This is a genomic window from Citrobacter sp. CtB7.12 (assembly GCF_001297795.1).
Classification (GTDB): domain Bacteria; phylum Pseudomonadota; class Gammaproteobacteria; order Enterobacterales; family Enterobacteriaceae; genus Citrobacter_A; species Citrobacter_A amalonaticus.
This window is the reverse complement of record NZ_LIFT01000004.1, coordinates 21,582-45,072: the sequence shown is the minus strand read 5'-3', so window position 1 is coordinate 45,072 and position 23,491 is coordinate 21,582. Positions and strand designations below refer to the sequence as shown.

General features: G+C 56.3%; 28 protein-coding genes and 1 pseudogene. 3 read left to right on the top strand and 26 right to left on the bottom strand.

Annotated features, from left to right (window positions below):
• Positions 1-12: 12 nt before the first annotated feature.
• From AOY24_RS06915 to AOY24_RS06905, 3 genes are read right to left on the bottom strand one after another with little or no spacing between them, the layout of a single operon-like run.
• Positions 13-399 carry a TIGR03745 family integrating conjugative element membrane protein gene (locus AOY24_RS06915; RefSeq protein WP_006785968.1) on the bottom strand — a complete coding sequence of 129 codons (387 nt, stop codon included), beginning with the start codon at positions 397-399 and terminating at the stop codon, positions 13-15.
• Positions 400-434: 35 nt separating this feature from the next.
• The gene (locus AOY24_RS06910) at positions 435-677 is read right to left on the bottom strand and encodes a TIGR03758 family integrating conjugative element protein (RefSeq protein ID WP_003029734.1); all 243 of its coding nucleotides are present in this window, start codon (positions 675-677) and stop codon (positions 435-437) included.
• A complete protein-coding gene (locus AOY24_RS06905) occupies positions 677-1,024 on the bottom strand; it encodes an RAQPRD family integrative conjugative element protein (RefSeq protein ID WP_054176387.1) in 348 nt (115 codons plus the stop codon). Before AOY24_RS06905 ends, AOY24_RS06910 begins: the two co-directional genes overlap by 1 nt.
• A 184-nt stretch (positions 1,025-1,208) precedes the next feature.
• On the opposite strand from AOY24_RS06905, the gene AOY24_RS06900 reads away from it, so the two are divergent.
• Positions 1,209-1,556, top strand: coding sequence for an FxLYD domain-containing protein (locus tag AOY24_RS06900; RefSeq protein WP_054176386.1), 348 nt, complete (start codon positions 1,209-1,211; stop codon positions 1,554-1,556).
• 90 nt (positions 1,557-1,646) lie between these two features.
• Here AOY24_RS06900 and AOY24_RS06895 read toward each other — a convergent pair whose 3' ends face one another.
• The 16 genes and pseudogenes from AOY24_RS06895 to AOY24_RS06820 all read right to left on the bottom strand — a co-directional run bounded on the left by AOY24_RS06895 (position 1,647) and on the right by AOY24_RS06820 (position 14,554).
• Complete coding sequence (locus AOY24_RS06895) at positions 1,647-2,405, bottom strand: TIGR03747 family integrating conjugative element membrane protein (RefSeq protein ID WP_054176385.1); 759 nt, start codon at positions 2,403-2,405, stop codon at positions 1,647-1,649.
• Entirely contained in the window at positions 2,398-4,497 is a 2,100-nt protein-coding gene (gene traD, locus AOY24_RS06890; protein ID WP_054176384.1) for a type IV conjugative transfer system coupling protein TraD, read from the bottom strand. The genes AOY24_RS06895 and traD overlap by 8 nt, the downstream gene beginning before the upstream one ends.
• Positions 4,490-4,978 (bottom strand): hypothetical protein, encoded by a 489-nt coding sequence (locus tag AOY24_RS06885; RefSeq protein ID WP_042998106.1) that lies wholly within the window; start codon positions 4,976-4,978, stop codon positions 4,490-4,492. Before AOY24_RS06885 ends, traD begins: the two co-directional genes overlap by 8 nt.
• 10 nt (positions 4,979-4,988) lie before the next feature.
• Positions 4,989-5,561 (bottom strand): restriction endonuclease, encoded by a 573-nt coding sequence (locus tag AOY24_RS06880; protein WP_054176383.1) that lies wholly within the window; start codon positions 5,559-5,561, stop codon positions 4,989-4,991.
• Positions 5,561-6,094, bottom strand: a complete 534-nt coding sequence (locus tag AOY24_RS06875; protein ID WP_054176382.1) for an integrating conjugative element protein — start codon at positions 6,092-6,094, stop codon at positions 5,561-5,563. The genes AOY24_RS06880 and AOY24_RS06875 overlap by 1 nt, the downstream gene beginning before the upstream one ends.
• 5 nt (positions 6,095-6,099) lie before the next feature.
• Positions 6,100-6,735 (bottom strand): transglycosylase SLT domain-containing protein, encoded by a 636-nt coding sequence (locus AOY24_RS06870; protein WP_031624646.1) that lies wholly within the window; start codon positions 6,733-6,735, stop codon positions 6,100-6,102.
• Complete coding sequence (locus tag AOY24_RS06865) at positions 6,714-7,436, bottom strand: TIGR03759 family integrating conjugative element protein (protein WP_054176381.1); 723 nt, start codon at positions 7,434-7,436, stop codon at positions 6,714-6,716. Before AOY24_RS06865 ends, AOY24_RS06870 begins: the two co-directional genes overlap by 22 nt.
• Positions 7,437-7,447: 11 nt before the next feature.
• On the bottom strand, positions 7,448-8,206 hold the full coding sequence (locus AOY24_RS06860; RefSeq protein WP_054176380.1) for a hypothetical protein: 759 nt from the start codon (positions 8,204-8,206) through the stop codon (positions 7,448-7,450).
• Positions 8,203-8,868: a PilL N-terminal domain-containing protein gene (locus tag AOY24_RS06855; RefSeq protein ID WP_054176379.1), complete on the bottom strand. Its 666-nt coding sequence runs from the start codon at positions 8,866-8,868 to the stop codon at positions 8,203-8,205. Before AOY24_RS06855 ends, AOY24_RS06860 begins: the two co-directional genes overlap by 4 nt.
• A gap of 136 nt (positions 8,869-9,004) precedes the next feature.
• Positions 9,005-9,253, bottom strand: a complete 249-nt coding sequence (locus AOY24_RS06850) for a DUF2442 domain-containing protein (protein WP_029593099.1) — start codon at positions 9,251-9,253, stop codon at positions 9,005-9,007.
• Positions 9,237-9,479 (bottom strand): annotated as a pseudogene (locus AOY24_RS06845) (DUF4160 domain-containing protein). Before AOY24_RS06845 ends, AOY24_RS06850 begins: the two are co-directional and overlap by 17 nt.
• A 64-nt stretch (positions 9,480-9,543) precedes the next feature.
• Positions 9,544-10,080, bottom strand: coding sequence for a single-stranded DNA-binding protein (locus AOY24_RS06840; protein WP_029593101.1), 537 nt, complete (start codon positions 10,078-10,080; stop codon positions 9,544-9,546).
• A 61-nt stretch (positions 10,081-10,141) separates the two neighbouring features.
• Entirely contained in the window at positions 10,142-10,612 is a 471-nt protein-coding gene (locus tag AOY24_RS06835) for an STY4534 family ICE replication protein (protein WP_006785950.1), read from the bottom strand.
• Between the two features lie 635 nt (positions 10,613-11,247).
• Positions 11,248-13,257: a DNA topoisomerase III gene (locus AOY24_RS06830; protein WP_054176378.1), complete on the bottom strand. Its 2,010-nt coding sequence runs from the start codon at positions 13,255-13,257 to the stop codon at positions 11,248-11,250.
• Positions 13,258-13,272: 15 nt separating this feature from the next.
• The gene (locus tag AOY24_RS06825) at positions 13,273-13,827 is read right to left on the bottom strand and encodes a hypothetical protein (RefSeq protein ID WP_032608279.1); all 555 of its coding nucleotides are present in this window, start codon (positions 13,825-13,827) and stop codon (positions 13,273-13,275) included.
• Position 13,828: 1 nt separating this feature from the next.
• Positions 13,829-14,554: a PFL_4669 family integrating conjugative element protein gene (locus AOY24_RS06820; protein WP_054176377.1), complete on the bottom strand. Its 726-nt coding sequence runs from the start codon at positions 14,552-14,554 to the stop codon at positions 13,829-13,831.
• A gap of 68 nt (positions 14,555-14,622) precedes the next feature.
• Between AOY24_RS06820 and AOY24_RS24815 the strand changes: the two genes are divergently transcribed.
• On the top strand, positions 14,623-14,895 hold the full coding sequence (locus tag AOY24_RS24815; protein WP_127341289.1) for a hypothetical protein: 273 nt from the start codon (positions 14,623-14,625) through the stop codon (positions 14,893-14,895).
• On the opposite strand, the gene AOY24_RS06815 is transcribed toward AOY24_RS24815, so the two are convergent.
• The 7 genes from AOY24_RS06815 to AOY24_RS06785 all read right to left on the bottom strand — a co-directional run bounded on the left by AOY24_RS06815 (position 14,882) and on the right by AOY24_RS06785 (position 21,700).
• Complete coding sequence (locus AOY24_RS06815) at positions 14,882-16,120, bottom strand: STY4528 family pathogenicity island replication protein (protein ID WP_054176376.1); 1,239 nt, start codon at positions 16,118-16,120, stop codon at positions 14,882-14,884. The two genes, AOY24_RS24815 and AOY24_RS06815, sit on opposite strands and share 14 nt — an antisense overlap.
• Positions 16,121-16,219: 99 nt before the next feature.
• Positions 16,220-16,468 (bottom strand): hypothetical protein, encoded by a 249-nt coding sequence (locus AOY24_RS06810; RefSeq protein ID WP_004115572.1) that lies wholly within the window; start codon positions 16,466-16,468, stop codon positions 16,220-16,222.
• Positions 16,465-17,055: a DUF2857 domain-containing protein gene (locus tag AOY24_RS06805; protein WP_006777722.1), complete on the bottom strand. Its 591-nt coding sequence runs from the start codon at positions 17,053-17,055 to the stop codon at positions 16,465-16,467. The genes AOY24_RS06810 and AOY24_RS06805 overlap by 4 nt, the downstream gene beginning before the upstream one ends.
• 6 nt (positions 17,056-17,061) lie before the next feature.
• Complete coding sequence (locus AOY24_RS06800; protein ID WP_054176375.1) at positions 17,062-17,772, bottom strand: DUF2786 domain-containing protein; 711 nt, start codon at positions 17,770-17,772, stop codon at positions 17,062-17,064.
• On the bottom strand, positions 17,765-19,465 hold the full coding sequence (locus AOY24_RS06795; RefSeq protein ID WP_054176374.1) for a ParB family protein: 1,701 nt from the start codon (positions 19,463-19,465) through the stop codon (positions 17,765-17,767). The genes AOY24_RS06800 and AOY24_RS06795 overlap by 8 nt, the downstream gene beginning before the upstream one ends.
• Complete coding sequence (gene dnaB-PI, locus AOY24_RS06790) at positions 19,462-20,832, bottom strand: SPI-7-type island replicative DNA helicase (RefSeq protein WP_054176373.1); 1,371 nt, start codon at positions 20,830-20,832, stop codon at positions 19,462-19,464. Before dnaB-PI ends, AOY24_RS06795 begins: the two co-directional genes overlap by 4 nt.
• Positions 20,825-21,700 (bottom strand): ParA family protein, encoded by an 876-nt coding sequence (locus tag AOY24_RS06785; RefSeq protein ID WP_032608269.1) that lies wholly within the window; start codon positions 21,698-21,700, stop codon positions 20,825-20,827. The genes dnaB-PI and AOY24_RS06785 overlap by 8 nt, the downstream gene beginning before the upstream one ends.
• A gap of 268 nt (positions 21,701-21,968) precedes the next feature.
• Between AOY24_RS06785 and AOY24_RS06780 the strand changes: the two genes are divergently transcribed.
• The gene (locus tag AOY24_RS06780; RefSeq protein WP_054176372.1) at positions 21,969-23,228 is read left to right on the top strand and encodes an integrase arm-type DNA-binding domain-containing protein; all 1,260 of its coding nucleotides are present in this window, start codon (positions 21,969-21,971) and stop codon (positions 23,226-23,228) included.
• The last annotated feature ends 263 nt before the right edge of the window (positions 23,229-23,491 follow it).

The window sequence follows — 23,491 nt, the reverse complement described above, 5'->3', positions numbered from 1 at the left end:
CGTCGCAGGCTCCTACAACAGAATGTCGGCAGACTTGCCGAGCAGCCAGATAACGGCAACCAGCAGCACCACACCCACCACCACAATGGCCCCGAATTTGGTCCAGGTGGCTTTCTCATTGCGGACTTCGGTGAAGGTGTGCAGGGCGGCAATGGCAACGTTGATAAAGGCAACGGCCGCCACGACCAGCCCCCCGATAACAATGCCGTCCTGCAGGTAGCCCTTGATTTGTCCGGACAGCCCGCTTCCGCCTCCGGATTCAGGCGCTTCAACGCTTGGCAAGTCCGCAAAGGCCGGTTTGCAGGTGAGCCAGCCCAGGAGGGCAAGCGTACCGGCGCGGGTCAGCGTACGACTGGCGAGACGGCGCAGGCGGGCAACAACAGACTCAGAATGGTGCATGGAATTCATCTCCTGACTTAACGTTCATAATCGGGTTAACTGGCAAACATCCAGATACACACAAGCAACAGCAGCACGGTGCGGACGGCAAAACGCCCCAGGGCCGCGTCCCGCACTTTGGTGTTACTCCAGCCGGTCCAGACATCCGACAGCGCCCACGCGGCCCATAAAAAAAGAAATGCCAGCAGTGCCCCGATGCAGAGCAGATGAAGGATGTTCACATCAAGACTGCCGGAGCCGGCTTTAAACGCGTTCGTTTGTTCGGATGTCATGGGCATCAGGGCCGCTCCCGCCGGTAATTACCGGCCACATAAGACGGGTCACGCGGTTGCGCGCGGGAGGGCTCCAGATAGCGGTCAATGCCGCTGCGGATGGTGTTGAGATCGGATGTGGCCTGACGGTAATCAAAGAAAAAGCGGCCACGGTCAGCCGGGTCGGCCTGTGCAGCCGCCACGCGGGCCCGTTCAAGCGACGCCTGAACCTGGTCCAGCTGACGCTGAACAGACGCAAGCTCGTCTTTCTCGGATGCCTGTGCAGCAGCTGATGCCAGAATGGTCAGCAATACCAGGCCAGTGATGCCCGGGACACGACGGTTGCGCCGCATGGCCGGACGATTTGAGTTCATACGCACCTCCAGAAGGATTAAGGGGTGCGGACAGGATGCGGAAGAGGGAGCGTCGGGTCAGCGATAAACCCTAAACAGGAATTTCAAAATTAATTGCAGGTCAGTGCCGGTGGCAGGTTTAGCTGTAAATAAAGGTTCATTGTGATATTAAGAAAACTCAACGGTAAACAGAGGGAAAATGAAAATGATGAATACTGTTCTGAAGGCCACGTTAATCACTGCACTGATTACCGGCCCTGTTCTTGCGGCCGACGGTACTGGCAAAGTCCAACTTTCAGACCTGCATTTCGCCACAGCAGCAAATGGTTTGCAGCAAATTGAAGGCACGGGAACAAACGTGTCAGGTGGGCCTGTGAAGACTGTAATTGTCAAATTCAACTTGCTTCAGAATGGGGCAGTAATAGGAAATACGGCAGCGATGGCTGAAAATCTGGAGCCGGGTCAGCAATGGAAGCTACAGGCCCCCTACGACAGCATAACCAACAAGCCAGACAGCTTTAAAGTGACAGAACTGACGGTATTTAATAACTGACACTGACGCGCCAGTAACGGTCGTTTCATGGCTTGTCTGCTGACGGCAGGCGCGCAAAACAAGTTTTGCACGCCTCCGTCCAGCCCTGATTTAAAGATACTTCTTGAACGACGCAGTGGTCACCGTTACGGCGATCCCCAGCAGAACAGCCGCCGGCAACAACAGCAGATTGGGGTAGACTGCCGTGGGCCAGGAAAGGTACAGCATGGCGGGCACCACAGCGGCCGGTTTGACCAGCTTCTTGGCATGATGATAGACAAACGAACTTTCATACCCCGCGCCGTACCGCCGCAGATCACGCCGCCCCAGCCCCTCAACCAGCGCCACCACCACGACCAGCACAAACAGCGGCACGGACAGCACCAGGATGGTGACGCGTACCAGGGTGATAATGCTGATCCATACCGTGGCCAGCAGGTATTCACGCAGGTAGCCGGCAAGCCAGCCGCTCCAGCTGTTGATTTCCCGGGTGACGGCATTGTCACTGTGCATCTGGTGTGCATACTGCTGCCGGACCCAGTCCAGGAAGCCACTGTCCACAAAGGCCCACTGATAGGCGATGTTCACCCAGCGCACAACCGTCACCGATGGCTCAGACAGCAGCAGGCTGCGGGTGAACTCTGTGGACAGCCACCCCAGCTCGGTGTTCATGACCGCTTCACTGTGCGCCGCCCCGGCTTCCGGCCAGAAGAAGGCGATGCCGATATATTCAATCAGCAGGCTCAGCAGCAGCGAGGACAGCACCACGCCCACCAGGGCCCATGGCCAGCCCCAGAGCAGATTATACAGAATGCCGTGCTTGCGTTCCGGCAGCGTCTGCTGCTGTGGGGGACGTTTTACCTCAGCCATTCGCCCCTCCTGTGACCGGCACGTTCAGGGCCGGACCGTCCCGCCACCAGGATTCGCCGCTGTGATAGCTGCGCCGCATCTCCTCCGCTATTTTCTCAATACTTTCCGGCATCAGCACATCATCAGCATCCCCGGCAGGCAGCGGCATGCGGATTTTCCACAGTTGCCCGCCTTCCAGCAGGGCAAACGCCTGCCCTTTTGGCAGCGTCACGATATCGGCCGGCTCCAGTAGCGGGACTTTTACCGTCCCGACGCGGTCCTGGGTGCTTGAGGTGAAGTCCTGGTCTGCATTGACATCTGCCGTGTCCTGGTGCCCGGAGACCAGCGTTTTGGTGTAAATCTCCACCTGCGGCAGCTGCGTGGTCAGCAGCTCGGCGGTGCGGTTCTCCCTGACGCGCAGCATAATCAGGTTGTTAAAGTTACCCTGTACCTGGGCCGTCTTGGCCGCATTCCCGATGCGTGCCTCAATATCAGAAGACGTCTGGGTATAGGCCGTTACCTGCATGCCGGCACCGCCCCCTTTGTTGATAAGAGGAATAAACTCATCCCCCATCAGCTCGTTAAACTCATCGCAGTGCAGGTTAATCAGGGACTTCCCTTCTTTCCCGCCCGGCAGGCCCGCATTGATACCGTGTTTATAAATGTGCCCGGCCACACTCACCAGATCGGCGAACATGGAGTTACCGACCGCGCTCGCCACTTCACTGTCACTGAGCGCATCGAGCCCCACATACACCACGGCTTTTTTACGGATGATCTGTTCCCAGTCAAAAATCGGCCGCGTGTCGTCAATATCCTGATAATCCGGCGACAGCAGCTCGGCGGTCTTGCCGGTGGTCAGTTTTTCCAGCAGCGGCAGCAGCGATGCCACGATTTTGTCAAAGTAAGTACGGTCATAACGTACCGCTGAACGCAGCCCGTCAAGGATGGGATCATAGAGTTTTTTACCCTCTTCTGAACTCAGGGCAACCTCAATGGCCCAGATACGTAAGGCATCCGGCTGCCCCTGCATGTTACGGGGCACGTCGTCCTCTCCCAGCACCTGCTGATTATTCTCAATCTGCGTCTGCAGAGCCGGCAGCTGCGCCTGGATGATTTTTTCCGCATAGCGGATATAGAGATCGGCGATATTGTTCACGTAGCGCATAATCAGCGTGTAGTCAGGGCGTTCCCCCAGGGCGACCAGCGCACGGGCGATGATGTTGACGAACCGCCAGGCAAATTCGCGGAATGCCGCGCTGTTCCCCTCACCCGACAGCTGACCGGCCACGCGGGACGCCACCTCTGACACGCGACCAAAACGCCCGACGGCATTATAACGGGCTGAAATTTCAGGCCAGCCAAGATGAAAAATATACAGCTCGTCCCCGCGTCCGGCCCGGTGGGCCTCTGCCCAGACGCGTTTCATCAGGTCTGCGTCGCCTTTCGGATCAAACACGATGGTGACTTCACCCCGCCGGATATCCTGGGTGACCAGCAGCTCTGCCAGCCGGGTCTTCCCGACGCGCGTGGTGCCGTACACCACCGTATGGCCAACGCGCTCCCCCAGAGCCAGGGTGACGTCTTTTTCGTCGGGCTCGATGCCGTGCAGCGCCGGGTTTCCGCCCACCGGCGGTAACGGCCGCACCGGGTTCAGCGGCGTATCAGCACTCAGCAGCTTGCCCAGCCAGGGCAGACGGTGCTCTGTCATCATTTCGAGCTGACGCGCCCCCAGGTAAAAGCGGTTTGGCTGCAGGTAACGGGCCACTTCAGGGCGCAGCGTATCCTGCAGGCGCTGGGTGTGTTTCTGGGTCCAGCGGAACCCCCGGCCGAGAAACAGGCGATGATGACTGACGGGGATCTGCTTAGTGCTCATGACATAGCGCGGCAGGCGGCGGAGATTCCGGCGGTAACGAATAATCTTCATCCCCTGATGCGTGCGGGTGACGGCCAGCGCCGCAAACCCGGCTGCGGTGACATAGCTGACAGACGGAGCCAGGGCGACAGCCCAGGGTGCCTGCACACAGACATACGCCGCCATGCCCGATACCACGGCGGTATTCAGCTCAACGGCCGGACGCAGCAGGGCCTCAATGACGTAACGGTTACTCATCGTCTGCCTCCTTTATAATTTTACCGTCGGCCATACGGATATACGTTCCCCTCCCGGCACCGGCTTCCCTGCAGGAAAGGGAGTGGTAACGCAGGGCATCCGCCAGTAAGCGCCAGAGCACATACAGAACATTCGACAGGATGAAAAAAATGATCCATACGGCCCGCAATGACAGCAGGTAATTGTTCGCCGCGGTTTCTGTGGAGACGGCAGTGACGGTACAGGCTGCCGGCTTTGCCTCAGGCGGAGCCGCATTATCAGGCACCGGGCATTCCTCCCACATGTAATGTCCGGGCGGCGCGGTGCGCCATGCCGTTGCCTCCTTCTGCAACTGGTCGTTCAGGTCACTGACCGGATGGCCGAAAACAAGCCAGGCGAGCAGGTAGACACCGCCGAAAGCGGCAGGCACGAAAACGGCATGACGGAATAAACAGAACACAAGCCACAAAGCGTAGCGCAGGCTGTTCAGGATGATGTGCATAAAAGATTCCTCAGAGATACTGCCGGACGTCCTGACCGGCGAGAATGGCCAGCAGGCGTTGCCCGCTAATGATGCGCAGACGCGGTGACGCCGTGCGAATGGTGCGGCTCATTTTTCCGGTACGGCCCGTGTGGATAAACAGCCCCCGGCGGCCGGACTGCAGGAGAAGCCGGTCGAAGTCCTCAACATGTGCGGGGGAAACAGCACGACTGTACCGTTTGGCCTGGATAAGCCAGTGCTCGCCGTCGATGATGACCTGGCCATCAAGGCCGCCGTCACCGCTATAGGAGGCATTGCGCACTACGGTCAGTCCCTGACGTTCAAAGGCAGACAGCAACAGCTCTTCAAAGACATAGGGGCTGATTTTGCGCAGATAGGTCAGACGCTGCCCGTCTCCCGGCAGGCTGTTAAGCTTATTCAGTACCCGCCCCGCCGTTGCCCGGTATCGCCGGTGACGGCGGGTGCTGGCTTTCTCACGCCAGCGCAGGTTCAGAAAGGCCATCACCAACAGGAAAAGGACGATCAGTATGACCGCCCCATAAGGGTGTGCCATCAGCAGACCGTTGATATCTGGCGCGCTCATTACGGCTTAACCTGTTGCGTCAGGCCGGTATCGGTGATGAGTACCGGATAATGCTCAATCTGCAGGCGACGGGCCAGCTCGCTCCCGGAAGCCGGGGCCAGGCTGACACCGGGTGCCAGTTCGCGCAGCTCGCGCACGGTATCCATGTCTGTGACGTTGACTATCATCCCGGCCGCATGCTGTTCAGCCAGCGCGCCGGCATTGGCCTTCAGCCATTCACGGGACAGAGCATCATCCCCAATCAGAAACAACGCCCCAATACCGGGCAACTGCAGCGGCCGGTCTGCTGTATTCCCCGGGCTCAGTTCAGGTGTGTTAACGGGTAACATACCCGCCATCCCGTCAGCCAGCGGAACACCGTGGCCCGGCTGGCGTGAAGGCTGTACGTCACTGACGCCGGGCATACCGGGCTGTTTATTAACGGCCTCAAAATACGGCGCAGCATCTTCACCGCCCAGATCAGCAATCACGTTCAGTTCAGCATGGCCGGTCAGGGGAAGGAGGGTAAACAGCAGTAAGGACAGCGTTTTCATCAGGGTTATCTCCCGGGTTCAGTCCAGACGAAGCCTGGATCGGGGGTGAGCGCAGCAACCGAACGGGGCGCTTCAGCTGCCGGCGCAGAAATGCGGGGTGCAGGGCTGATTTTTGCCAGATGCCCTCTCACAATGGCGCGGTAACGTGCAGCAGGCTGACCACCTGCGGGATGGTGGTAGCAGCCGGCCGCATCCAGCCAGCTGCCTGGCTTACGCGCCCAGCACTCACGCAGAATGGTGGCGGCGGCGTTCAGGTTGGTGTAAGGGTCAAACGCATCCCACGTCGAGGCAAAATGATGACCGTTCCAGCCCAGATTGACCTGGGCAATACCGACATCGATGCGCTTAAGCGGGTGACGCTTCATAAAGACCTGCAGCGCCTGCCAGGCCTGCAGGCGCGTCTCATAGCGATACCCTTTGCCTGCCACATTGATGGTCCAGGGCCATGGCCGCACGCCGCGGGGAAGTTTGCGCGAAGACTCGCTCAGTGAGACCGAGTAAAGCGCTTCCGGGGGCACGCCGTGCGCCATGGCCACGCGGACGTAACCCTCCGGCACCGTCTGGTCAGCATGGCCGTCAGGGACGGCCGCCATCAGTAAGCCCAGCGCCAGCGCGCCGGTCAGAATGCTGCGATTGCCCATTTACCGTCTCCCGCCTGCTGCAGTAAAACCGGCATCAGGCCGTTACCAAAGCGCATCCACCGGCCGCCGTCGTGGTTAAGCGTGATCTGGCGCTTGCGGACCTTTTCCACGGGAATGTGATGGTCCCGCGCCCAGCTGCGAAGCGCATCATCATTGCCCTGGCTGTCGACCAGATAGATGTCCACCGGCCGGTTGTCAGCCAGCACGGCAGACAGTTTCGCGTCGCAGGTTGCGCAGTCTTTTGACCTGACGAACAGCGCCAGCCGGCCGCCACTGTCGTGCGCCACGCCGGAGGCGTTCCCCATATTGACCGGCAGTGTGCCCGGATACAGGCGCTGCCAGGCCGCGTTCACCTCACGCTGGAAATCAAGCTCTTTCTGGGTGCGGGCAAACTCTTCCTTCACCCACTTTTCAGCAAACTTACGGCGCTCTGCCGGCGTCTGCGCCTCGATACCGAGGGTGGAAAGCGGATCGAGACCCGGCGACTGGGTACCCCGGGGTCCCTTCATCAACTGCTGATAACGCTGATAATCGTCGGCACTGAGTCCCCACTGACCGGCCTGCTGCTGCAGGTTTTGCTGTGCGGAGTCCGCCCGTTGTGTTGATTCCTGTCGGCTGACATCCGTCTGTCCTGATGTGGTCGCGGCCAGGGTCAGGGGACTCAGCAGCATGGCGGCTAAAAAGGTATGTTTCAGTTTCATCATTCGCTCCGTTATTCTGCTCTGAGCACGGTCAGGCGGCCGTTAACCCGAAACGTCGCCTCACCATAACCGGCACTGACCAGCGTCCAGCCGGCAACGGTTTCGCCCTCTCCGACCAGGGCCACCTGCGACAGGCTGCTGTAGCCCCGGGGCGCGATGGCAGCCCAGGACTCTGCCCCCCGCTTCTCCACGCCCGTCAGCACAAAAGGCGCATTGCGGGCCACGCGAAGGGACGGAGCAGCACGACGTGTGTCAGCGGGACGGGGCTTTTTTGCAGCAGGCGCGTTTTTTTTGACCGGTGCGGCGACAGGTGCGGCGGGTGCGGGTGCCGGCTGTGATTTCAGCGCTGTCAGCTGCTCAGTCAGCGCACTCAGGCGGGTTTCCAGCCCCTGCTGGGCGTCCTGAAGAGCTCGCAATGACTGACGCACGGCGTCGTCGCTGCCGGCCTGTTTCGCAGCAGCGCTCAGCTCCTGCTGCATCTCACCAAGTTTTTTCCGGGTGTCCTGCAGACCGGCTCTGAGCGTGGCCACATCTGACTGCAGGGCCGCGACTGTCTCAACATTGGCCGCTGTACTGCCCTGAGATTCAAGGCGTGCAAGACGCTCATCAAGGTTCGATATGCCCAGACTGAAGGCGGTGTAGCCCAGCGCCAGAATGCCGGCCAGCGCCACGCCGCCGGCAGCGCCCCAGATGAGGCGGCGGCGGGGACGCCAGCTGAATCTTTTACGGGCCGGAGCGGGGTCAGTATGGAATGGTTGCTGTTCGCTCATTTTCTCAGAAACCCTCCGCTGACAGGTTTAACGGGGACGGACTGAGGGGCGCTGATGGCCGGTTGTGACACGGCTGACGGCGCAGGCGTGGACCAGGTGCTGACCGGCGGCGGAAGCTGGGAGACCGGCAGCTGGTAGCCGTCGCGCAGGCTGTGGCAGACCACACGCTGTACATCATCCACCTCAAGCTGCCAGGCCGGACCGGCCAGGACCTGCAGGGCAGTACGCAGGCGCATCGGGCCCAGCTGGTACTGAACCGCCGGCAATGCCTGGCGGTAAAGCACGCCGTTGGCGGAGCCTGTCGCGCACAGGGAATAACCGGACTGGCGCAGGGCGTAACGCAGCGCATCCGCCACGGTAGGATGCAGGGATGACGGGATACGGATATCAATAATCTGCGAGAGAGGGTCACGCTGGGCCGCCTGCGGATCGGTGCTGACCAGCAGATAACGATCGTAGCGCACCACTTCCGGCGTCCGCGCATACTCGTCCGGAGAGACCGGCTGAACGTTGCGGGTGACGGTGGTGCCGGGTGTCGGGTCGGCAGGCGCACGCTGTTGCAACTTTTGCGGCTGGGAAACACAGCCCGCAAGGAGCAGCAGGGGAAGAACAGTGGCAAGCCTGCCTGGTGAAAATACGTTGTGAGAGGTGTTACGTTTCATCCGGAATTTTCCTGTACAGTGATAAAACAGCCCTCACTGTGCGGAATCGGTCCGGTTTCACTCAATTAACAACTGATTTTCCGTTGATGAAAAAAAACGCCGGCAAAAGCCAGCGTTTTTAACTAATAGCGCGCTGTCAGGCTACTTTATGGGGACGATGGGTCACATCGCCGCGGCCTTCAAGCAAACCCGCAACAGAAATGTCTTCGTCCAGCGCGTCCCAGTGAATACCACGGGGACTCAGTTCATAGCTGTTAAGCTGTTCAGTTGAAGCATGCAACAGGCGTGGAAACCATGCCAGCGGCACACCGATGGTACGGGCGTCGTTGAGTTCAACCCACATCGTGGCCTCATCGAAGCTGACCCGTTTAGCTGAAATAGTCATTCCAGGCCTCCAGAAACAATGCTTGGTTATCTTCAACGATCCCCGTCAGTTCTTTCAATACCCGTGAATTAAACCCATCGTTACTGGCCAGTGCCACTGATGGCGTTAATCAGAATTTGGCTTCACTACCTGCTTTCATTACGTGAATGTGTGCAGGTTCGAGCGGGTTACCTTCATTAGAATAAAAAAAGAACCGGAAACCGTTGATCCTCAGTATAACAGGCATGTCAGTTATCCTTAAATGCTGACCGGATTATGTGTAAGTTCAGAGCAACTGCCATAAAGGCTGTTCAGAGTGCATGGATTGCCGATTTTGGTACTCCATACCCGAATCCAATGAACGGTATATCGTCATCGAAGTCCATCGGTGGCGCACCGGCACTGCTGCCGGAAGCCTGGCCACTGTGAGTCGGTCCGGAAGGTTGATGAGGCTGGCCCCAGTCATTCCGGGAAGACGTATTCTGACCGCTGCCGGACTGCCGGCCGCCAAGCATCTGCATGGTGCCACCAATATTGACCACCACCTCTGTGGTGTATTTATCCTGGCCGGCCTGATCGGTCCATTTGCGTGTGCGCAGCTGGCCCTCGATATAAACCTGGGAGCCTTTACGCAGATATTCACCCGCAATTTCTGCCAGCTTGCCGAAAATAACCACCCGGTGCCATTCGGTCACTTCTTTCTGTTCTCCGGACTGCTTATCGCGCCAGCTCTCAGACGTGGCCAGAGAAAGGGTGGCAACTGCACTGCCGTTGGGAATATAACGCACTTCAGGATCCTGGCCGAGATTTCCGACAAGGATAACCTTGTTAACGCCGCGTGAGGACATAATCATTTCTCCTGTAGGGAATAAAAGAAACACCCCGCGAACGGGGTGTGTCAGGTGCGCATCAGAATGAGTTTTCTGCGTAGTTTTGTTGTGCGGCAGAGCCATTCTGCGGCGGCACGGAGTCAGATTTTTCAGTCTTGTAAACCATTTCCTGGCCTATTTTTATCCAGTCCACCTTTATCAGGCGGGCTTTCAGACTGACGCGCTGTTCGCCGGCATGGTCGCCTTTGTTCAGCGTAAATATGTCCGTGGACGGGTTACTCAGGTTAAAGCCCAACAGGACTTTCTTGTCTTCATCGACGGCTTTCTGGCAGCGGGCGATAAGGCTGGTTGCCTCTTTACCTGCGACAGAAATGTCAAAACGGACGTAGGCCGGATTATCAGTCGGACCACTCAGTGCATTGATTACGCAGCTGAGGAACGAGCCATTCTGATGGTTAACCTGGCGAATGTTGCTGAGATACCCGATGCCTTTGATAGTCAGGTTGAAGTACTCAGATTTTGCAGATGCAGAAGTGTTGTTTGCAGACATGATGTTTTCTCCATGGAGGTAAAAATAGGTACGACGGAGAAACCATCTGCCCTGACGGGAGTGGTTTCCCGTCGGGGGTCAGGATCGGTTGAATCCTGAGAGTCTGGTATGTTGAAGGAACCTTCATCGCCGCGTCGTAATGCGCTTGTACAGGCGATATCTGCTTTCAAAGGTGCGCAGATGTACCAAAGTTTGCTCCCTTTCAGGTTACAGGAGCTTTCGCTGTAGCCACCCGAAGGCGATTCTCACAGGCTACTGAATCATTGGTGGTCGTATGAACGACGGTTTAGCACTTTTATAATTAAACCGTCCTCCCGGAATGTCAACGGTCAAAATGGAAAACGTGATCCGTAAAAATAAAAGGGCACCGTTTCCGGTGCCCTGGGGTCAGTGCCTTAACCTGCGGTCGTCTCATCTGTCTCCGGGGAATAATCCCGACGCGGTTTTCACGGAGTGCATGCGTCTTACAGGTCAGTTAGTGTGCAATAACTTCCTGCCAGGCCTGCTGCGGGTAAATCCCGTTAAAGTTTACCTTACAGCACCGTGGCCAGCGGGGCACCTATGCATCAAAGCCTGGCAACAATAGCAGAACCCGCCCCGGGGTTGTACAGTGAAATAGTTCAATACTGCGCGGATTATTCTGTTTTAGCCTTAACCGATGTTTTTTTACGCTTCGCTGCTTTCTTCTTACCTGTACTGATAATTCCCTCACAGTCCGGATAGCGTATGCACCCCCAGAAATCACCATTTTTACCTTTACGTTTACGTGTGGGGCCTTTACATAACGGGCAGGGAGGCGTGACGGGAGCGGTGATTTTCACACTGTCCTGGCGGCCTTTTTCGACAAGGTGACGGGTCCACTGCAGCTGCTTTTGCATAAAGACCGCAAGCGACATTTTCCCCTGCGAAATATCATCCAGTGCCTGCTCCCATAATGCGGTCATGCCCGGGCTCGTCAGCGTTTCCGGCAGGGCCGCAATCAGCTCCCGGGCCATCTGCGTTGAGTGGATGTGCTTCCCTTTTTTCTCCAGATAGTGTCGTTTGAAGAGGGTTTCAAGCACAGCCGCACGCGTCGCCTCTGTGCCCAGACCGGCGTTATCACGCAGCACTTTCTTCAGCTTCGGGTCACTGACGAAACTGGCCGCGTTCTTCATGGCAGCAATCAGCGTCCCCTCCGTGAACGGTTTGGGCGGACTGGTTTTCATATCCTTAACCTCAGAACCGGTGACAGCGCAAACATCCCCTTTTGCCAGCGCCGGCAGCGCCATACTGTCACCGTCGACGTCCTCTTCATCGTCATCTTTTTCAGCCTGAAACAATGACTTCCAGCCCGTCACCACACCGACTTTCCCGCGTGTACGGAACAGCTGGCCACCGATATTGAAAGACGCCTCCGTCACGTCAGATTCCTGCAGCGGAAGGAACTGGGCGAAATAATGCTGGCGAATCAGATGGTAGACCTTCAGCTCATCGGCGCTGAGGCGCGACAAATCAAATGCCTGTCGGGTGGGAATGATGGCATGGTGCGCGGTGATTTTCTTGTCATTCCAGACACGCGAGACAAACTGCCTGTCCAGCTGATTCAGTACCGGGGCCACAGCGGGATCGGATTTTGCCACTGCCGCCAGAACGTCGGGTATTTCCTGCTGCATCGAAGTTGGAAGGAAACCGCAGTCTGTCCGGGGGTAGGTGGTCGCTTTATGGGTTTCGTAAAGTGCCTGAGCAATGGCGAGCACATCATTTGCGCCCATGCCGAATTTTCGGGAACAGACCTGCTGAAGGGTGCCCAGGTCAAAACAGAGCGGCGCAGCCGTTTTCTCCCGCTTCTGGGTCACCTCCAGTACCGTAGCCCTGCCCTGCTGCTGACAAAGCTGTCCCACCGCCCGGGCTGCCTGAGGATTGATGCAACGCTTTTCCTCGTCACAGTACTGCTCAACGGGCACCCAGCCAGCCCGGAACCGGACGCCCTCTTTTTCAATAAGCGCATGTACCTGCCACCAGGGCTTTGGCACGAAGGACGTGATTTCATTATCCCGGTTAACCACCATGGCAAGCGTCGGCGTCTGTACCCGCCCGACGGACAGCACTTCTGACACCCCTGAGTCACGGGCTTTGAGAGTATAAAGGCGGGTCAGGTTCATACCGATGAGCCAGTCAGCCTGGCTCCGGCCCTTGCCGGCATCGTACAGCAGGGCTGTTTTTTCTCCGGGAAGAATATTGCCCAGTGCTTCCTTCACACTGGCCTCATCCAGGGCTGACAACCAGAGCCGGCGTACCGCGCCACTGTAGCGGCAGTATTCCAGCAGCTCACGCGCGATCACCTCGCCCTCGCGGTCGGCATCGGTGGCGATGACCACCTCAGAGGCCTTTTTGAGCAGCTTACTGATAACAGTGAACTGCGATTTTGTCTGCTCCTTGACGACCATTTCCCAGGTCTCAGGCAGCACAGGCAGGACATCGGCACGCCATGGCCTGCCATACTGCTCACCATAGGCTTCAGGGCTGGCAGTTTCGAGTAAATGGCCGACCGCCCAGGTCACAACGATGTTACCGCCGCTGATAAATCCCTGCTCACGCTTGCTGATACCCAGCACGCGGGCAATATCCTTTGCCTGTGATGGTTTTTCACACAGAAAGAGTTGCATGTGTTGCCTCCCGCATCAGCGTTTTTCACCCGCCGCAACAGCGCGGACATCATTCATCAGCTTCGTGACGCCGGACCCGGCCAGACGCTGTGATGATGATGAGCGATAGACAACATAGAGCCTGCTGCCGGACCCGTTTTTCTCGATTTCGATATCCAGGTGATCACGTTCGTTCCAGTCGGAGCCCATTTTGTAGTAGCTGCCCGGCATGGCGTCCCAGACGGGATGCGCATCATCTTCAGCCGCCGCTTTCCAGTCCCCGTCATTTGCGGCCTGCCGCAGTGCCTCAAGCTCCTGCGTGGAGATAAATTTGTAATGGCGCTTCAGGCGGGCCGCCGCGGTATCCACATCGACCGGCACGGAGAACGTTTTATCGACGGACTTCATGGCCTGTTGCCCCGCCGGACTCATCAGCGGCATCCCGCCACTTTCTCCGCTGCTGTTGCCGCCCAACGTTTTTGTCAGGTTTGCGGCTGTGTCACTGACCTGTTTATTAATCGCAGCCCAGTCCGTTGTTGCGCATCCGCTCAGTAAAAAGAAGGAGGTGAGGAGGAACACAGGGCGAATCATATTATTCCTCCTCTGCTATGTTGTTTTTAAGCGGAGGTGAGAACGAAGAGCGTTTTTTACCGCTTAACACATTCGGATCAGGTTCGCCATTTCGCTCAATGGCAACAAGCCCTTGCGTGGTTTTTTCTGCAATATCACGGCGAGTCACTGCAAGTGTTCGGTAAGGCTGAATCACGCCATAGACCTGACGAACAGCATGGCCACCATTGTCCAGGATAGTGTCACGTTGCGAACGCGAAATCAGTCCGTAATGAAAAGCCTGGAAAGCTTTCATTGCTAACTGATCATATCCAACCAGAAGCCATACGCACCGGTATCCTAACGGTGAACGGCTGAAAACGCTGACATTTAACGGATCGGCTGATTCAACTTCCGAGAGCGTTACCCCTTTGGGTACGGCTGACAATATGGCATCCAGTGAACTGACGTTTTCATTAATTTTAAGTGTTGCTCGTTGCAGGGCTTCTTCGAGCCGTACCAGAGCCATATCGGCATAGGGATTATCTGCCGCTGAGTCTCGGGAAGCATTACCAGCTCGCGCAATGGCTTGCGGCATGCTGATTATTTCAGGCCTCTTTTTTTTCACCCCTGTCTCGTCCGGAGCATCACGTTTCCTGCCCTCCCAAAGCCGGATTGCATAATGTGTATGGAGCAGGATATTAACAGAGGACTGTAGGGCCCCCGCTCGTGAAGCGGTTGTTCCGCCCTTTGTTTTACCATCAGACATGTCTAACGCCTCTCTTTAGTGGGTAATGAGTTTTGACACGCTTGAGATAGTCCGGGCGAGAGGGGTATATGAACAACTTAAAACCAGATCGTCACCATTACAAATTTGCAGGACCTTCATCTCTTTTATGGCGAAGAAATATTGCCTGGCTTTTAACCACTGTTGCCACTGGCAACAGTGCTCGCTTTTTAGCCAGTGTTGCCACTGGCAACAGTGCTTACTTTTTAGTCAGTGTTGCCACTGGCAACAGCGCTCACTTTTTAGCCAGCATTTTTGCTGACAAAAGTGCAAGACTTCATGCGCCGCTGCCTGTAAAAATCTGCAATCTCATGAATTTATGATTTTTTCCCGAATTTTCTTCACCAGATCCCTGATATTTTCCTCCGATACCGGGCGGGCAGAGGCGCGTGGTTCGGGTTTCCATTGTTGCTGTTCGGGACGCTGAACTGTTTTTTGCCCGACACTGTCAGATATATCGCCACCCTGACGGGGCGCGTATAACCTGCCCTCACGCGCCTTCTTCATCACGGCCAGCAACCAGCCTACCGGGTTGCTGAGCTGCTGGCGTGCCATCACCTTTTGCAGGCTGAGCAGCACAAGTTGTGCCTGCTCCTCAGGCAACGCCTGCAGCTGTGCGGTCAGCATGGCAATATCTTCTGCCGGAACAAGTTCATGCAGACTGTCGGGAAGCACAGGTTTACCCGGTACGTACGTATTTTTATTCACACTGTGTGTGATACTACGTACGTAATGGTTCGGTTTCCGAACCCGGCCATAACTGCCTGTTTTTACTGGCAGTACGGATTCCGAACTCAGTGAATTGTTGTATCTTTCTGGGCTGAGTTCGGTATCCGAACCCTGTTTTTTAGCGACGATTCCTGGCCGTTTATGACTGAGTTCGGTTTCCGAACCCGGTGCGGGACAGGGTATTCGGTGATGATGTTTCGCCATCTGGCTGGGCGTCTGTGGGCGGTCCAGACGCGATTCGATCAGCGCAAGATGGCTGCGATAATGGCGCATGGTGGGGTCGTTTTTTATATCGTCGAGCACTTCGCGGGCGGTCTGGCTGATAGTCCGGTTTTTACTCAGGCAGGCATCCGCTACCGTATCAAGGAAGCGGGGGTCGAGCATTTCCGCATCGCTGAACGTCAGGGGCTCATCGTGCTGAGCATAGATATTCCCCCGCACCCGCCCTTTATCATCCCGCACGCGTTTACAGAGGCTGAGCCAGCCGGTTATTCGCAGCATAAGCAGGACGCGGCTTACCGTTTCCCTTGAGGCTTTCCCCTTTCCGGGTGAGGCAAGCTGCAGCTGCAGTTCGTCATAGCTGGGGAAAACCGCCCCCTCATTATTTTGTGCATACAGCCGGATCATCATCCAGCCCATCTTGTCCAGTGGTGACAACCGCGTGTCGAGCAACAGCCGGCGGGGAATGGAATCATGCACATTTCCGGTAAACAGCAGGCCGTTACGTATCCTGCCATCATCCCGCCGGGGACTGGCCGCAAGGCGGGCATTCATTTTATCCAGCGTATAAGCAATCAGGCTTTCTGCAGGCAGACTCATTATTTTTCCTTTTCGGCCGCCATCACGGCCGTTCTGAACTGTCAGTATGCTTAGTACTGCACCCGCGTACGGGTGCAGGGTAAACAGGCTGTCATGCTGCTATTTCCGTATGGCGCTGTTATAGCGTTCGTGGCTGAGAAGAAGCCATGTCCGGCCTTCGTTGCGACTCAGCAGACGCCAGAACGGGCCGAGATCGATTTTGTAGTAACCGCAGCCTTTCTCATCGAGCCGGGTGTAATTACGCGCCCCCTGCCGGAAACGGCGAACCTGACGTAACGCCTTCTGACAGCATTGCGGCGGCGTACCATGGGGAGCCCGCAGGCCCGGCGCAACCATCCTGTATTTCATGCCGTCTTCCTTACCGGCGTTCGTGCCGGAGAAGGCTGCCGGGTCTTGTGCCAGCCACGGACCGCATGCCAGACCGACGTCAGCGAGACGTTCATCTGTTCTGCAGCCAGCATCATCACGTCCAGCCCGTCAGCACTTTCCGCATCTTCAACGCCGGACTTTTGCCACTGACGCCACAGGGCGGCGTTTTCCTCATCACCCAGTGCGTTACCGCGCCCCGGCCGGACATCGATACCGGCAATACGACGGCGGGCCGCCACGTCCGTACTGGAGAGCCCGAAGTAATTAGCCATCAGTTCAATGGAGCCGCCCAGCGCCAGCGCCCGATCGATACGCTGGAGTCGTTTCTGTTCAGTCCGGGCCTGCTGCAGCATGCGCACCAGATTGCCGTGATTGATGCCTACACTGATGATCGACACCTCACTGCCGGAAAGGTAGTGAAGCTCTTCGAGCGAGAGCCCCTGCAGCATCTGCATTTCCTCGCGGTTCAGTCCCAGCGATTCGCAGCGGCGCAGATAGCCACTTCTGAGATCCATAACCAGCTGCATCAATAATCCGTTTGCAGCCTGAGATAAACTGTTCATCATTCCCCCTTAATCCTGACGGTAACCAATGGCTGCCGGACCCCGGCCGCTGACACCCTGATGAAGACGGGCATTTTGTCCGGCTTCATACCCCTGATAACGTGCTGTATCCGCCCCGCGGCAGGCTTTCAGTTCACGGGTTGTGACTGTTTTCATACTGCGGCTTTCCAGCCAGTGGCTCATCACCTGCTGCTCCTCGCTGCTGATGTCAGTTGCCGATATCACCTCACGCACCCCACATACCCAGCCGTCACGGAACTGCTCCGCTCTCGCCCGGCGTGTGGCCAGTTTCAGCCGCTTACTCTGGGTTTTGAGATAAGAATTTGTGGCATCTTTCAGCTGGCGCGTCAGCACATCAAAGGCATAGGCTGCTATCTCAGGTTTTTCACTGAATCCGTAAAAGGTTACCGAACGGCGATACCCGGCAGAGGTCTGACGCCATGAGTAATAAGCCTGGCAGCCAAAGGCATGACAGACGCCCCGGACAAGGGTCACCATCCATTCCGGAACTTTTTCAGCATCCGAAGGGGCCGTGCGGGAAGACGCTTCGCGCACGGATGTAAGGCCGGCGTCAAGCTCGCTGATACCGTATCTGGCCATCAGCTTCTGGGCACGCTGCAGAGCCAGTCCTGCCTCATGGGCATTACTGTTGCTGCGGCCCAGCTTCAGCAGTTTCCTGACAAGATTCAGCAGTCGCAACTGTCGCTGTGAGTTACTCATCACTATTATCCTCCCCGTACGTCAGACCGCGTTGCAGCTCCCGGAGACGGCGCATAACGCGCATCAGGCGGAGCAGTTTCAGAGCATCTTCATCTGTCAGGACAGGTGCTTCCCCCTCACCCGGGCCACCGGTGAAAAGCTCCGGCAGACCACACACCCCTGCCGCCGGATGCAGCACAGGCGCTTCGCCGGTCAGGCCCAGCAGAAATGCGGCGGCTTCAGAACACACCTCACCTGCCCCGACGTAACCGGCAGACGTGTCCTTGTCGCGTTGAGGAAGAATTTCATCTTCGCAGCCAAGGACCTCACCCAGCTCCCATGCCAGACGAAAAGCGGTATTCTGCAGGTGTTCGATATCGTCCTGATGGGCCGGCACATGCCAGATGCTGTCATTACTCACCGGCGCGTCATCCTGCAGGACAACTTCAGGTTCTGGTGTTAAAAGAGAAAGCAGGCCATCCTCCCCATTGTCCTCTTCTCCGCCATTCTCTTCTCCGTACCCATTGGAGAGGGTAACCAGCCCGCTAACATCCCCGCTCTCACCTGAAATAACCGGCGCGGCACCGTACATATCTGGCTGAACCTCATGCCGGGGGGGCTCATTAATCGGTGTTTCAGAAGGAGAAGACGCATTACCCGGAACGGGCGTTACAGCCCCTCCTGAGACCTCAGGACGTGAACTGGAGACAGGTAGCGGGACGCCTTCACTCTCATCTGAGCCTGTGGTATGCAGGGCGTGATCAGCATTAACAGGCTTGTTTGCGGCGGGAAAGGCAACCGTCTCCGGCTCGCCAAAGTGATGTCTGCGGTTGCGTTCTTTAGGATCGAGTTCCATCATCCAGCGGTCATAGTCCAGTTCCGGATGGGGTAACGCCTGCAGTAAATCACCAATAAATTCATCGCGAAACATCTCCAGAGACCACAGTTCCGGGGAGTTGAAACGGCCACAACACTGGCCAAAAACGTCGCTGAAGGATTTGTCGCCTGTGTCTGAAATCAGGCAAAATTCATCCCACACGCGTTCCGCATCATGCCGGAGCGCCAGCAGTGACGTTATTTGTGGCCTGCCAAGCCCGGACTCAAGCAGGTCTGGGATCCACGGATAAAGATATTTCAGCGCATCTTCCATACGGCTGACTGTTGAGTAATGGACTGGCAAACCTTCATGGGTCAGTAGCTCTGACAACTGACGCAACGAAACCGTCTTTCCCATCTGCTCTTCATATATAGAGCGGGCTTTGTGGATCCCCTGCGCTTTTTCAATAAAACTCAGCTCCCCGCGCACTTCATTCTCTGCCAGATGGCCAATAACACACTGCAGCCGTCCCGGCCACGGCTTGAACAACACATGGACGCGGAAAAACCGGTCTTCTCCGGTTTCCTGCCACAGTTCTGACAGGATCTGATAACGTGTATTACCCCCGTCGCTGAAGATGTACATATCGGGCTCACCATCCGGGTCACGGGTGACTTTGGGCACGGTGTCCAGCCCGCGCGAACGGATGGAAGCCTTGATATCGTCATAACGCGGATTGCGTGATGTTCGCGGATTATCAGGATTCGGGCTTAACTGGTCGAGCGTCAGGACCATGGGCATTTCAGCCGCCGGCATGACGCTGATATTGCCGGCCGCCTGCGACTGGCGTCCGGGCTGCAGCATGGCAGCCCCCACATTAGAACTTTTACGGCTCATGCCTGTTTCCTCCCGCTGCGGTAACCGAAGTCATAGCTGCCTTCCTGAAACTCCGAAAAGAGGGTGTAACGCCCGTCAAATTTGACTTTTACCGTGCCGGTTGGCCCCTGCCGCTGCTTGCCGACAATGATCTCAGCCACCCCGGCATCAGGGGTGCCGGGGTTATAAACCTCATCCCGGTAAATAAACATGATGAGGTCCGCATCCTGCTCCAGCGCACCGGAGTCACGCAGGTCACCATTATTGGGGCGTTTATCGGCCCGCTGCTCCACCAGGCGGTTGAGCTGGGAAAGCGCCAGTACCGGACAGCCCAGCTCTTTACCGAGCGCCTTAAGCGAGCGGGAAATTTCCGCTATTTCCTGCGTGCGGTTTTCCTGCTCGGGGGAGCGGACAAGCTGCAGATAGTCCAGCATGATGAGAGAGGGTCTGCCGTATTTGCGGACATAGCGTCGGGCGCGGGCGCGCAGTGTGGCCGGGGTCTGGTAACTGGTATCATCAATGATCAGACGGTTTTTCCACTCAATAATGCGACCGGTTGCCTCGGACACGCGAGCCCAGTCTTCATCATCCATGTTGCCGCTGCGAAGCCGGGACAGTTCCACCCGGCCTTCCATCGCCAGCAGGCGCATCATCAGCTGCTCTGAGGGCATTTCAAGACTGAACACAAAGACGTTATCGTCAGGTTTTGCGCTCACGGCCGCTGTGCAGGCGGCCATGGCCAGCGACGTTTTCCCCATGGAAGGACGGGCGGCCAGCAGGGCCAGATCGCCGGGCTGGAGACCACAGGTCATCGCGTCCAGTTCACTGAACCCTGTCGGTGTCCCGGTGAGGCCGTCACTGGCGGACATGCTTTCCAGCTGCGTCAGCAGTTTATCCAGCGCCTCGTTAACGCCGGTCTCACTGTTGAGCTGCATGGCTCCCTGTTCGGCAATGTTAAACAACTTACCTTCGGCCGACTCAAGAATGCCCGCCGAGCTGGCTTTCGGGGCCTGCACATCGGAAAGAAGACTGTTACCCACAGTCATCAGCTGCCGCAGGCGGCTTTTCTCCGCCACCACCCCGGCGTAAGCCAGGATATTGGCTGCAGACGGCGTGTTTTTACTCATTTCAGCCAGATAAGCAAAGCCGCCACACTGTTCAAGGTCGCCTCTGTTCTCCAGCCGTTCCGTAATAGTGATGAGATCGAGCGGTAGCCCTTCTCCGGCCAGCTCGGCCATCACGCGAAAGACCATACGGTGCGGCCGGGAAAACAAATCTTCCGGGGAGATTTGCAGTGTCACCTCATCCCACCGGTCGTTATCAAGCATCAGTCCGCCCAGTACAGCCTGCTCAGCCTCATAAGAGCAGGGCATCATCATCTCAGACATGACGCACCTCCCGGGTCAGAACGTCACTGAAATGGCTCTGCCACTCGGGGAACAGTTCAGACGCGAGGTCGTGCATGGTGACGGCTGCGGCCGGACCTTTGCGGCGTGTTTTGTATTCCAGACGATGCACGGGCTGCTGCTTGACGTGCCCCAGTTTAAAAATATCCAGCGCCTCGATACGGGTATCGAGTAAACGATAAACGTCACGGTTGCCCAGCGCAGAGGCGTCGTAATGTTTTTCGTTAATGATGGCGGCAAGACCGTCCATTGCTTCACGGTCAAGCAGAGTGTTTTCGATACAGTTGACGAGAATGGAAATATCAGGAAGGCGAATACCGTAATTTTCATAGGTTTTCAGGCGGGTAAGCATATGAAGGGAGCCGCGGATAAATTCACGGACATCCGGAAGGATGGGTTTAACAACGCCCATCACATTACCGGTAGAGGAAAGGAGGGAAAGCTCGGTCATGACGCCTGTTGCGCCTTTCGAATCCACAATAATGACGTCATAACGGTTAAAGAAAGAATGCTGAAGTATGTTACGCAGGCGCAGACGGCCGTCTGCAGCGTGGAGCATCGCGGTCGGCAACAGTTCGTCCGGGTCGTTAGAGTAGATGACATCGAGATTTTTTATGGCGGTCTGCGAAATGCATTGCGTATGGTCACTGACCATCTGCATCAGCAATTCATAGAGACCGAAAGGTGATTCATGCTCCAGCGCGAAGATACTGCTGGCTGTGGGCTGGGAATAGTCTGCATCCACAAGAAGGGTGTTCAGGCCGGCATCGGCAAGAAAACCGGCAAGGTAAGCAGCAAACGTGGATTTGCCTTCTCCACCTTTGGGAGAGATAACGGGAAGTATTTTCATTTTGCACACTCTTTACAGTATGCAAATACGCCTGTTTACAAACTATTAACTTTGACTCAGGGATTGAAAATCCCCGTGTCCTTGGTTCGATTCCGAGTCCGGGCACCACTTTTCTTTTTTTATGCTTCCTTATAGGTTCCTGTAGCTAAGTAATTCAGTAAGTTAGCGTAAAAATTCTTCCGGATACATTTTGATTTATCCCTTCGTATTCGGAAATTTCGGGGTCAGACTTCGGGTCGTTCAGTTCGATAAACTGGAGAGACCCAAAATGTTAAACGACAGTAAAATCCGTTCTGCCAGAATCCTCGACAAATCCTACAAACTCGCCGATGCTCAGGGCCTGTATTTGCTGGTATCAACCAGCGGTTCACGTCTGTGGTATTTTCGCTACCGTCTCGATGGTAAGGAAAACCGTTTAGCCCTCGGTGCCTATCCTCTGGTCAGCCTGGCAAAAGCCCGCGAGGCACGCGATGCGGCCCGTAAGTTGCTGGCCGAAGGAATAAGCCCCTCGCAAATCCGTAACCCCTCCGTTCGCGGTGTTGATGAATCACGAACCTTTAAATATATCGCCACCTCATGGCACACCAGCAACCTGAAACTCTGGTCAGAAGGCCATGCGGATAAAATCCTCACCTGCCTGAACCGGTATGTCTTTCCGGTGGTCGGTGCAATGGATATTGCCCGAATTGAAACCCGCCATCTGGCGCAGCTCATCCGTGATATTGATGAAAAAGGCGTCCATGATGTCGCCGGACGAGTACGCCAGTACCTGACCAAAATTATGCGCCATGCAGTACAGCAGGGAACGCTGAGGTATAATCCCGCTTATGACCTGGATGGCGTAGTAACACAGGTCATCACACGGCACCACCCTGCTCTTCCTCTCAGACAGCTCCCCGAGCTGCTGGAAAAGATAGATAACTATAAAGGGAGGACGCTGACGCGTCTGGCACTGGAACTTAATATCCATGTATTCCTTCGTTCGAGTGAGCTGCGGCTTGCCCGCTGGGATGAATTTAATCTGAAAGCACAAATCTGGACACTCCCCGCACAGCGTAAGGTAGTGAAAGGCGTTAAATTCTCAGAGCGCGGCGCAAAAATGAAAGATGAACATCTGGTTCCGCTTTCACAACAGGCCGTTGCATTGTTAAAACACATTAAATCACTGACCGGCGATTCACCGTTTGTCTTCCACGGCGCACATTCACTGGACAAACCAATGAGCGAAAACACCATAAATAAGGCTCTGCGCGTAATTGGCTATGATACCAAAACCGACATTTGCGGCCACGGATTCAGGGCGATGGCCTGTAGCGCCCTGAATGAGTCAGGTCGCTGGTCAAAAGATGCCATTGAACGACAGATGAGCCACCGGGAACGTAATAATGTGCGTGCCGCCTATATCCATAAAGCTGAGCATCTTGATGAACGCATGGAAATGATGCAGTGGTGGTCTGATTATCTAGATACAAACCGTGACGGATTTATCGCACCTTATATTTATGTTCGCCAGCAGTTAGCATTATAACATTACCTGAACTTTCCGTTTCGTCTCAGGAAACCAGCATCCCGGCAGTTTACTACCGGGATCTCATTCCGGCATAAGACAGACCAGATATGGTAGCCCCCGTGTTCACATTAAGTGAGAACAGGTATGTTATTTCATTCTGGTCCGGATATTGTTGCTGTCCCCGCTCCGTCAAAGCCTGTCCAGGTAAACCCGGGTAGCAACCGCCTATTCCATTATTCTTTCTGTAGCAAACCAAAGATGAATCGTTAAAGCTAAAAGTT

Bases quoted from the DNA above. Each gene is read 5' to 3' on its own strand.
- AOY24_RS06910 (WP_003029734.1), bottom strand. From the start codon at position 677: ATGCCCATGACATCCGAACAAACGAACGCGTTTAAAGCCGGCTCCGGC.
- AOY24_RS06870 (WP_031624646.1), bottom strand. From the start codon at position 6,735: ATGGGCAATCGCAGCATTCTGACCGGCGCGCTGGCGCTGGGCTTACTG.
- AOY24_RS06915 (WP_006785968.1), bottom strand. From the start codon at position 399: ATGCACCATTCTGAGTCTGTTGTTGCCCGCCTGCGCCGTCTCGCCAGT.
- AOY24_RS06875 (WP_054176382.1), bottom strand. From the start codon at position 6,094: ATGAAAACGCTGTCCTTACTGCTGTTTACCCTCCTTCCCCTGACCGGC.
- AOY24_RS06820 (WP_054176377.1), bottom strand. From the start codon at position 14,554: ATGTCTGATGGTAAAACAAAGGGCGGAACAACCGCTTCACGAGCGGGG.
- AOY24_RS06905 (WP_054176387.1), bottom strand. From the start codon at position 1,024: ATGAACTCAAATCGTCCGGCCATGCGGCGCAACCGTCGTGTCCCGGGC.
- AOY24_RS24815 (WP_127341289.1), top strand. From the start codon at position 14,623: ATGAACAACTTAAAACCAGATCGTCACCATTACAAATTTGCAGGACCT.
- AOY24_RS06800 (WP_054176375.1), bottom strand. From the start codon at position 17,772: ATGAGTAACTCACAGCGACAGTTGCGACTGCTGAATCTTGTCAGGAAA.
- AOY24_RS06795 (WP_054176374.1), bottom strand. From the start codon at position 19,465: ATGAGCCGTAAAAGTTCTAATGTGGGGGCTGCCATGCTGCAGCCCGGA.
- AOY24_RS06780 (WP_054176372.1), top strand. From the start codon at position 21,969: ATGTTAAACGACAGTAAAATCCGTTCTGCCAGAATCCTCGACAAATCC.
- AOY24_RS06830 (WP_054176378.1), bottom strand. From the start codon at position 13,257: ATGCAACTCTTTCTGTGTGAAAAACCATCACAGGCAAAGGATATTGCC.
- AOY24_RS06810 (WP_004115572.1), bottom strand. From the start codon at position 16,468: ATGAAATACAGGATGGTTGCGCCGGGCCTGCGGGCTCCCCATGGTACG.
- dnaB-PI (WP_054176373.1), bottom strand. From the start codon at position 20,832: ATGTCTGAGATGATGATGCCCTGCTCTTATGAGGCTGAGCAGGCTGTA.
- AOY24_RS06840 (WP_029593101.1), bottom strand. From the start codon at position 10,080: ATGTCCTCACGCGGCGTTAACAAGGTTATCCTTGTCGGAAATCTCGGC.
- AOY24_RS06825 (WP_032608279.1), bottom strand. From the start codon at position 13,827: ATGATTCGCCCTGTGTTCCTCCTCACCTCCTTCTTTTTACTGAGCGGA.
- AOY24_RS06895 (WP_054176385.1), bottom strand. From the start codon at position 2,405: ATGGCTGAGGTAAAACGTCCCCCACAGCAGCAGACGCTGCCGGAACGC.
- AOY24_RS06880 (WP_054176383.1), bottom strand. From the start codon at position 5,561: ATGAGCGCGCCAGATATCAACGGTCTGCTGATGGCACACCCTTATGGG.
- AOY24_RS06785 (WP_032608269.1), bottom strand. From the start codon at position 21,700: ATGAAAATACTTCCCGTTATCTCTCCCAAAGGTGGAGAAGGCAAATCC.
- AOY24_RS06865 (WP_054176381.1), bottom strand. From the start codon at position 7,436: ATGAAACTGAAACATACCTTTTTAGCCGCCATGCTGCTGAGTCCCCTG.
- AOY24_RS06815 (WP_054176376.1), bottom strand. From the start codon at position 16,120: ATGAGTCTGCCTGCAGAAAGCCTGATTGCTTATACGCTGGATAAAATG.
- AOY24_RS06835 (WP_006785950.1), bottom strand. From the start codon at position 10,612: ATGTCTGCAAACAACACTTCTGCATCTGCAAAATCTGAGTACTTCAAC.
- AOY24_RS06855 (WP_054176379.1), bottom strand. From the start codon at position 8,868: ATGAAACGTAACACCTCTCACAACGTATTTTCACCAGGCAGGCTTGCC.
- AOY24_RS06900 (WP_054176386.1), top strand. From the start codon at position 1,209: ATGATGAATACTGTTCTGAAGGCCACGTTAATCACTGCACTGATTACC.
- AOY24_RS06850 (WP_029593099.1), bottom strand. From the start codon at position 9,253: ATGACTATTTCAGCTAAACGGGTCAGCTTCGATGAGGCCACGATGTGG.
- traD (WP_054176384.1), bottom strand. From the start codon at position 4,497: ATGAGTAACCGTTACGTCATTGAGGCCCTGCTGCGTCCGGCCGTTGAG.
- AOY24_RS06885 (WP_042998106.1), bottom strand. From the start codon at position 4,978: ATGCACATCATCCTGAACAGCCTGCGCTACGCTTTGTGGCTTGTGTTC.
- AOY24_RS06860 (WP_054176380.1), bottom strand. From the start codon at position 8,206: ATGAGCGAACAGCAACCATTCCATACTGACCCCGCTCCGGCCCGTAAA.
- AOY24_RS06805 (WP_006777722.1), bottom strand. From the start codon at position 17,055: ATGATGAACAGTTTATCTCAGGCTGCAAACGGATTATTGATGCAGCTG.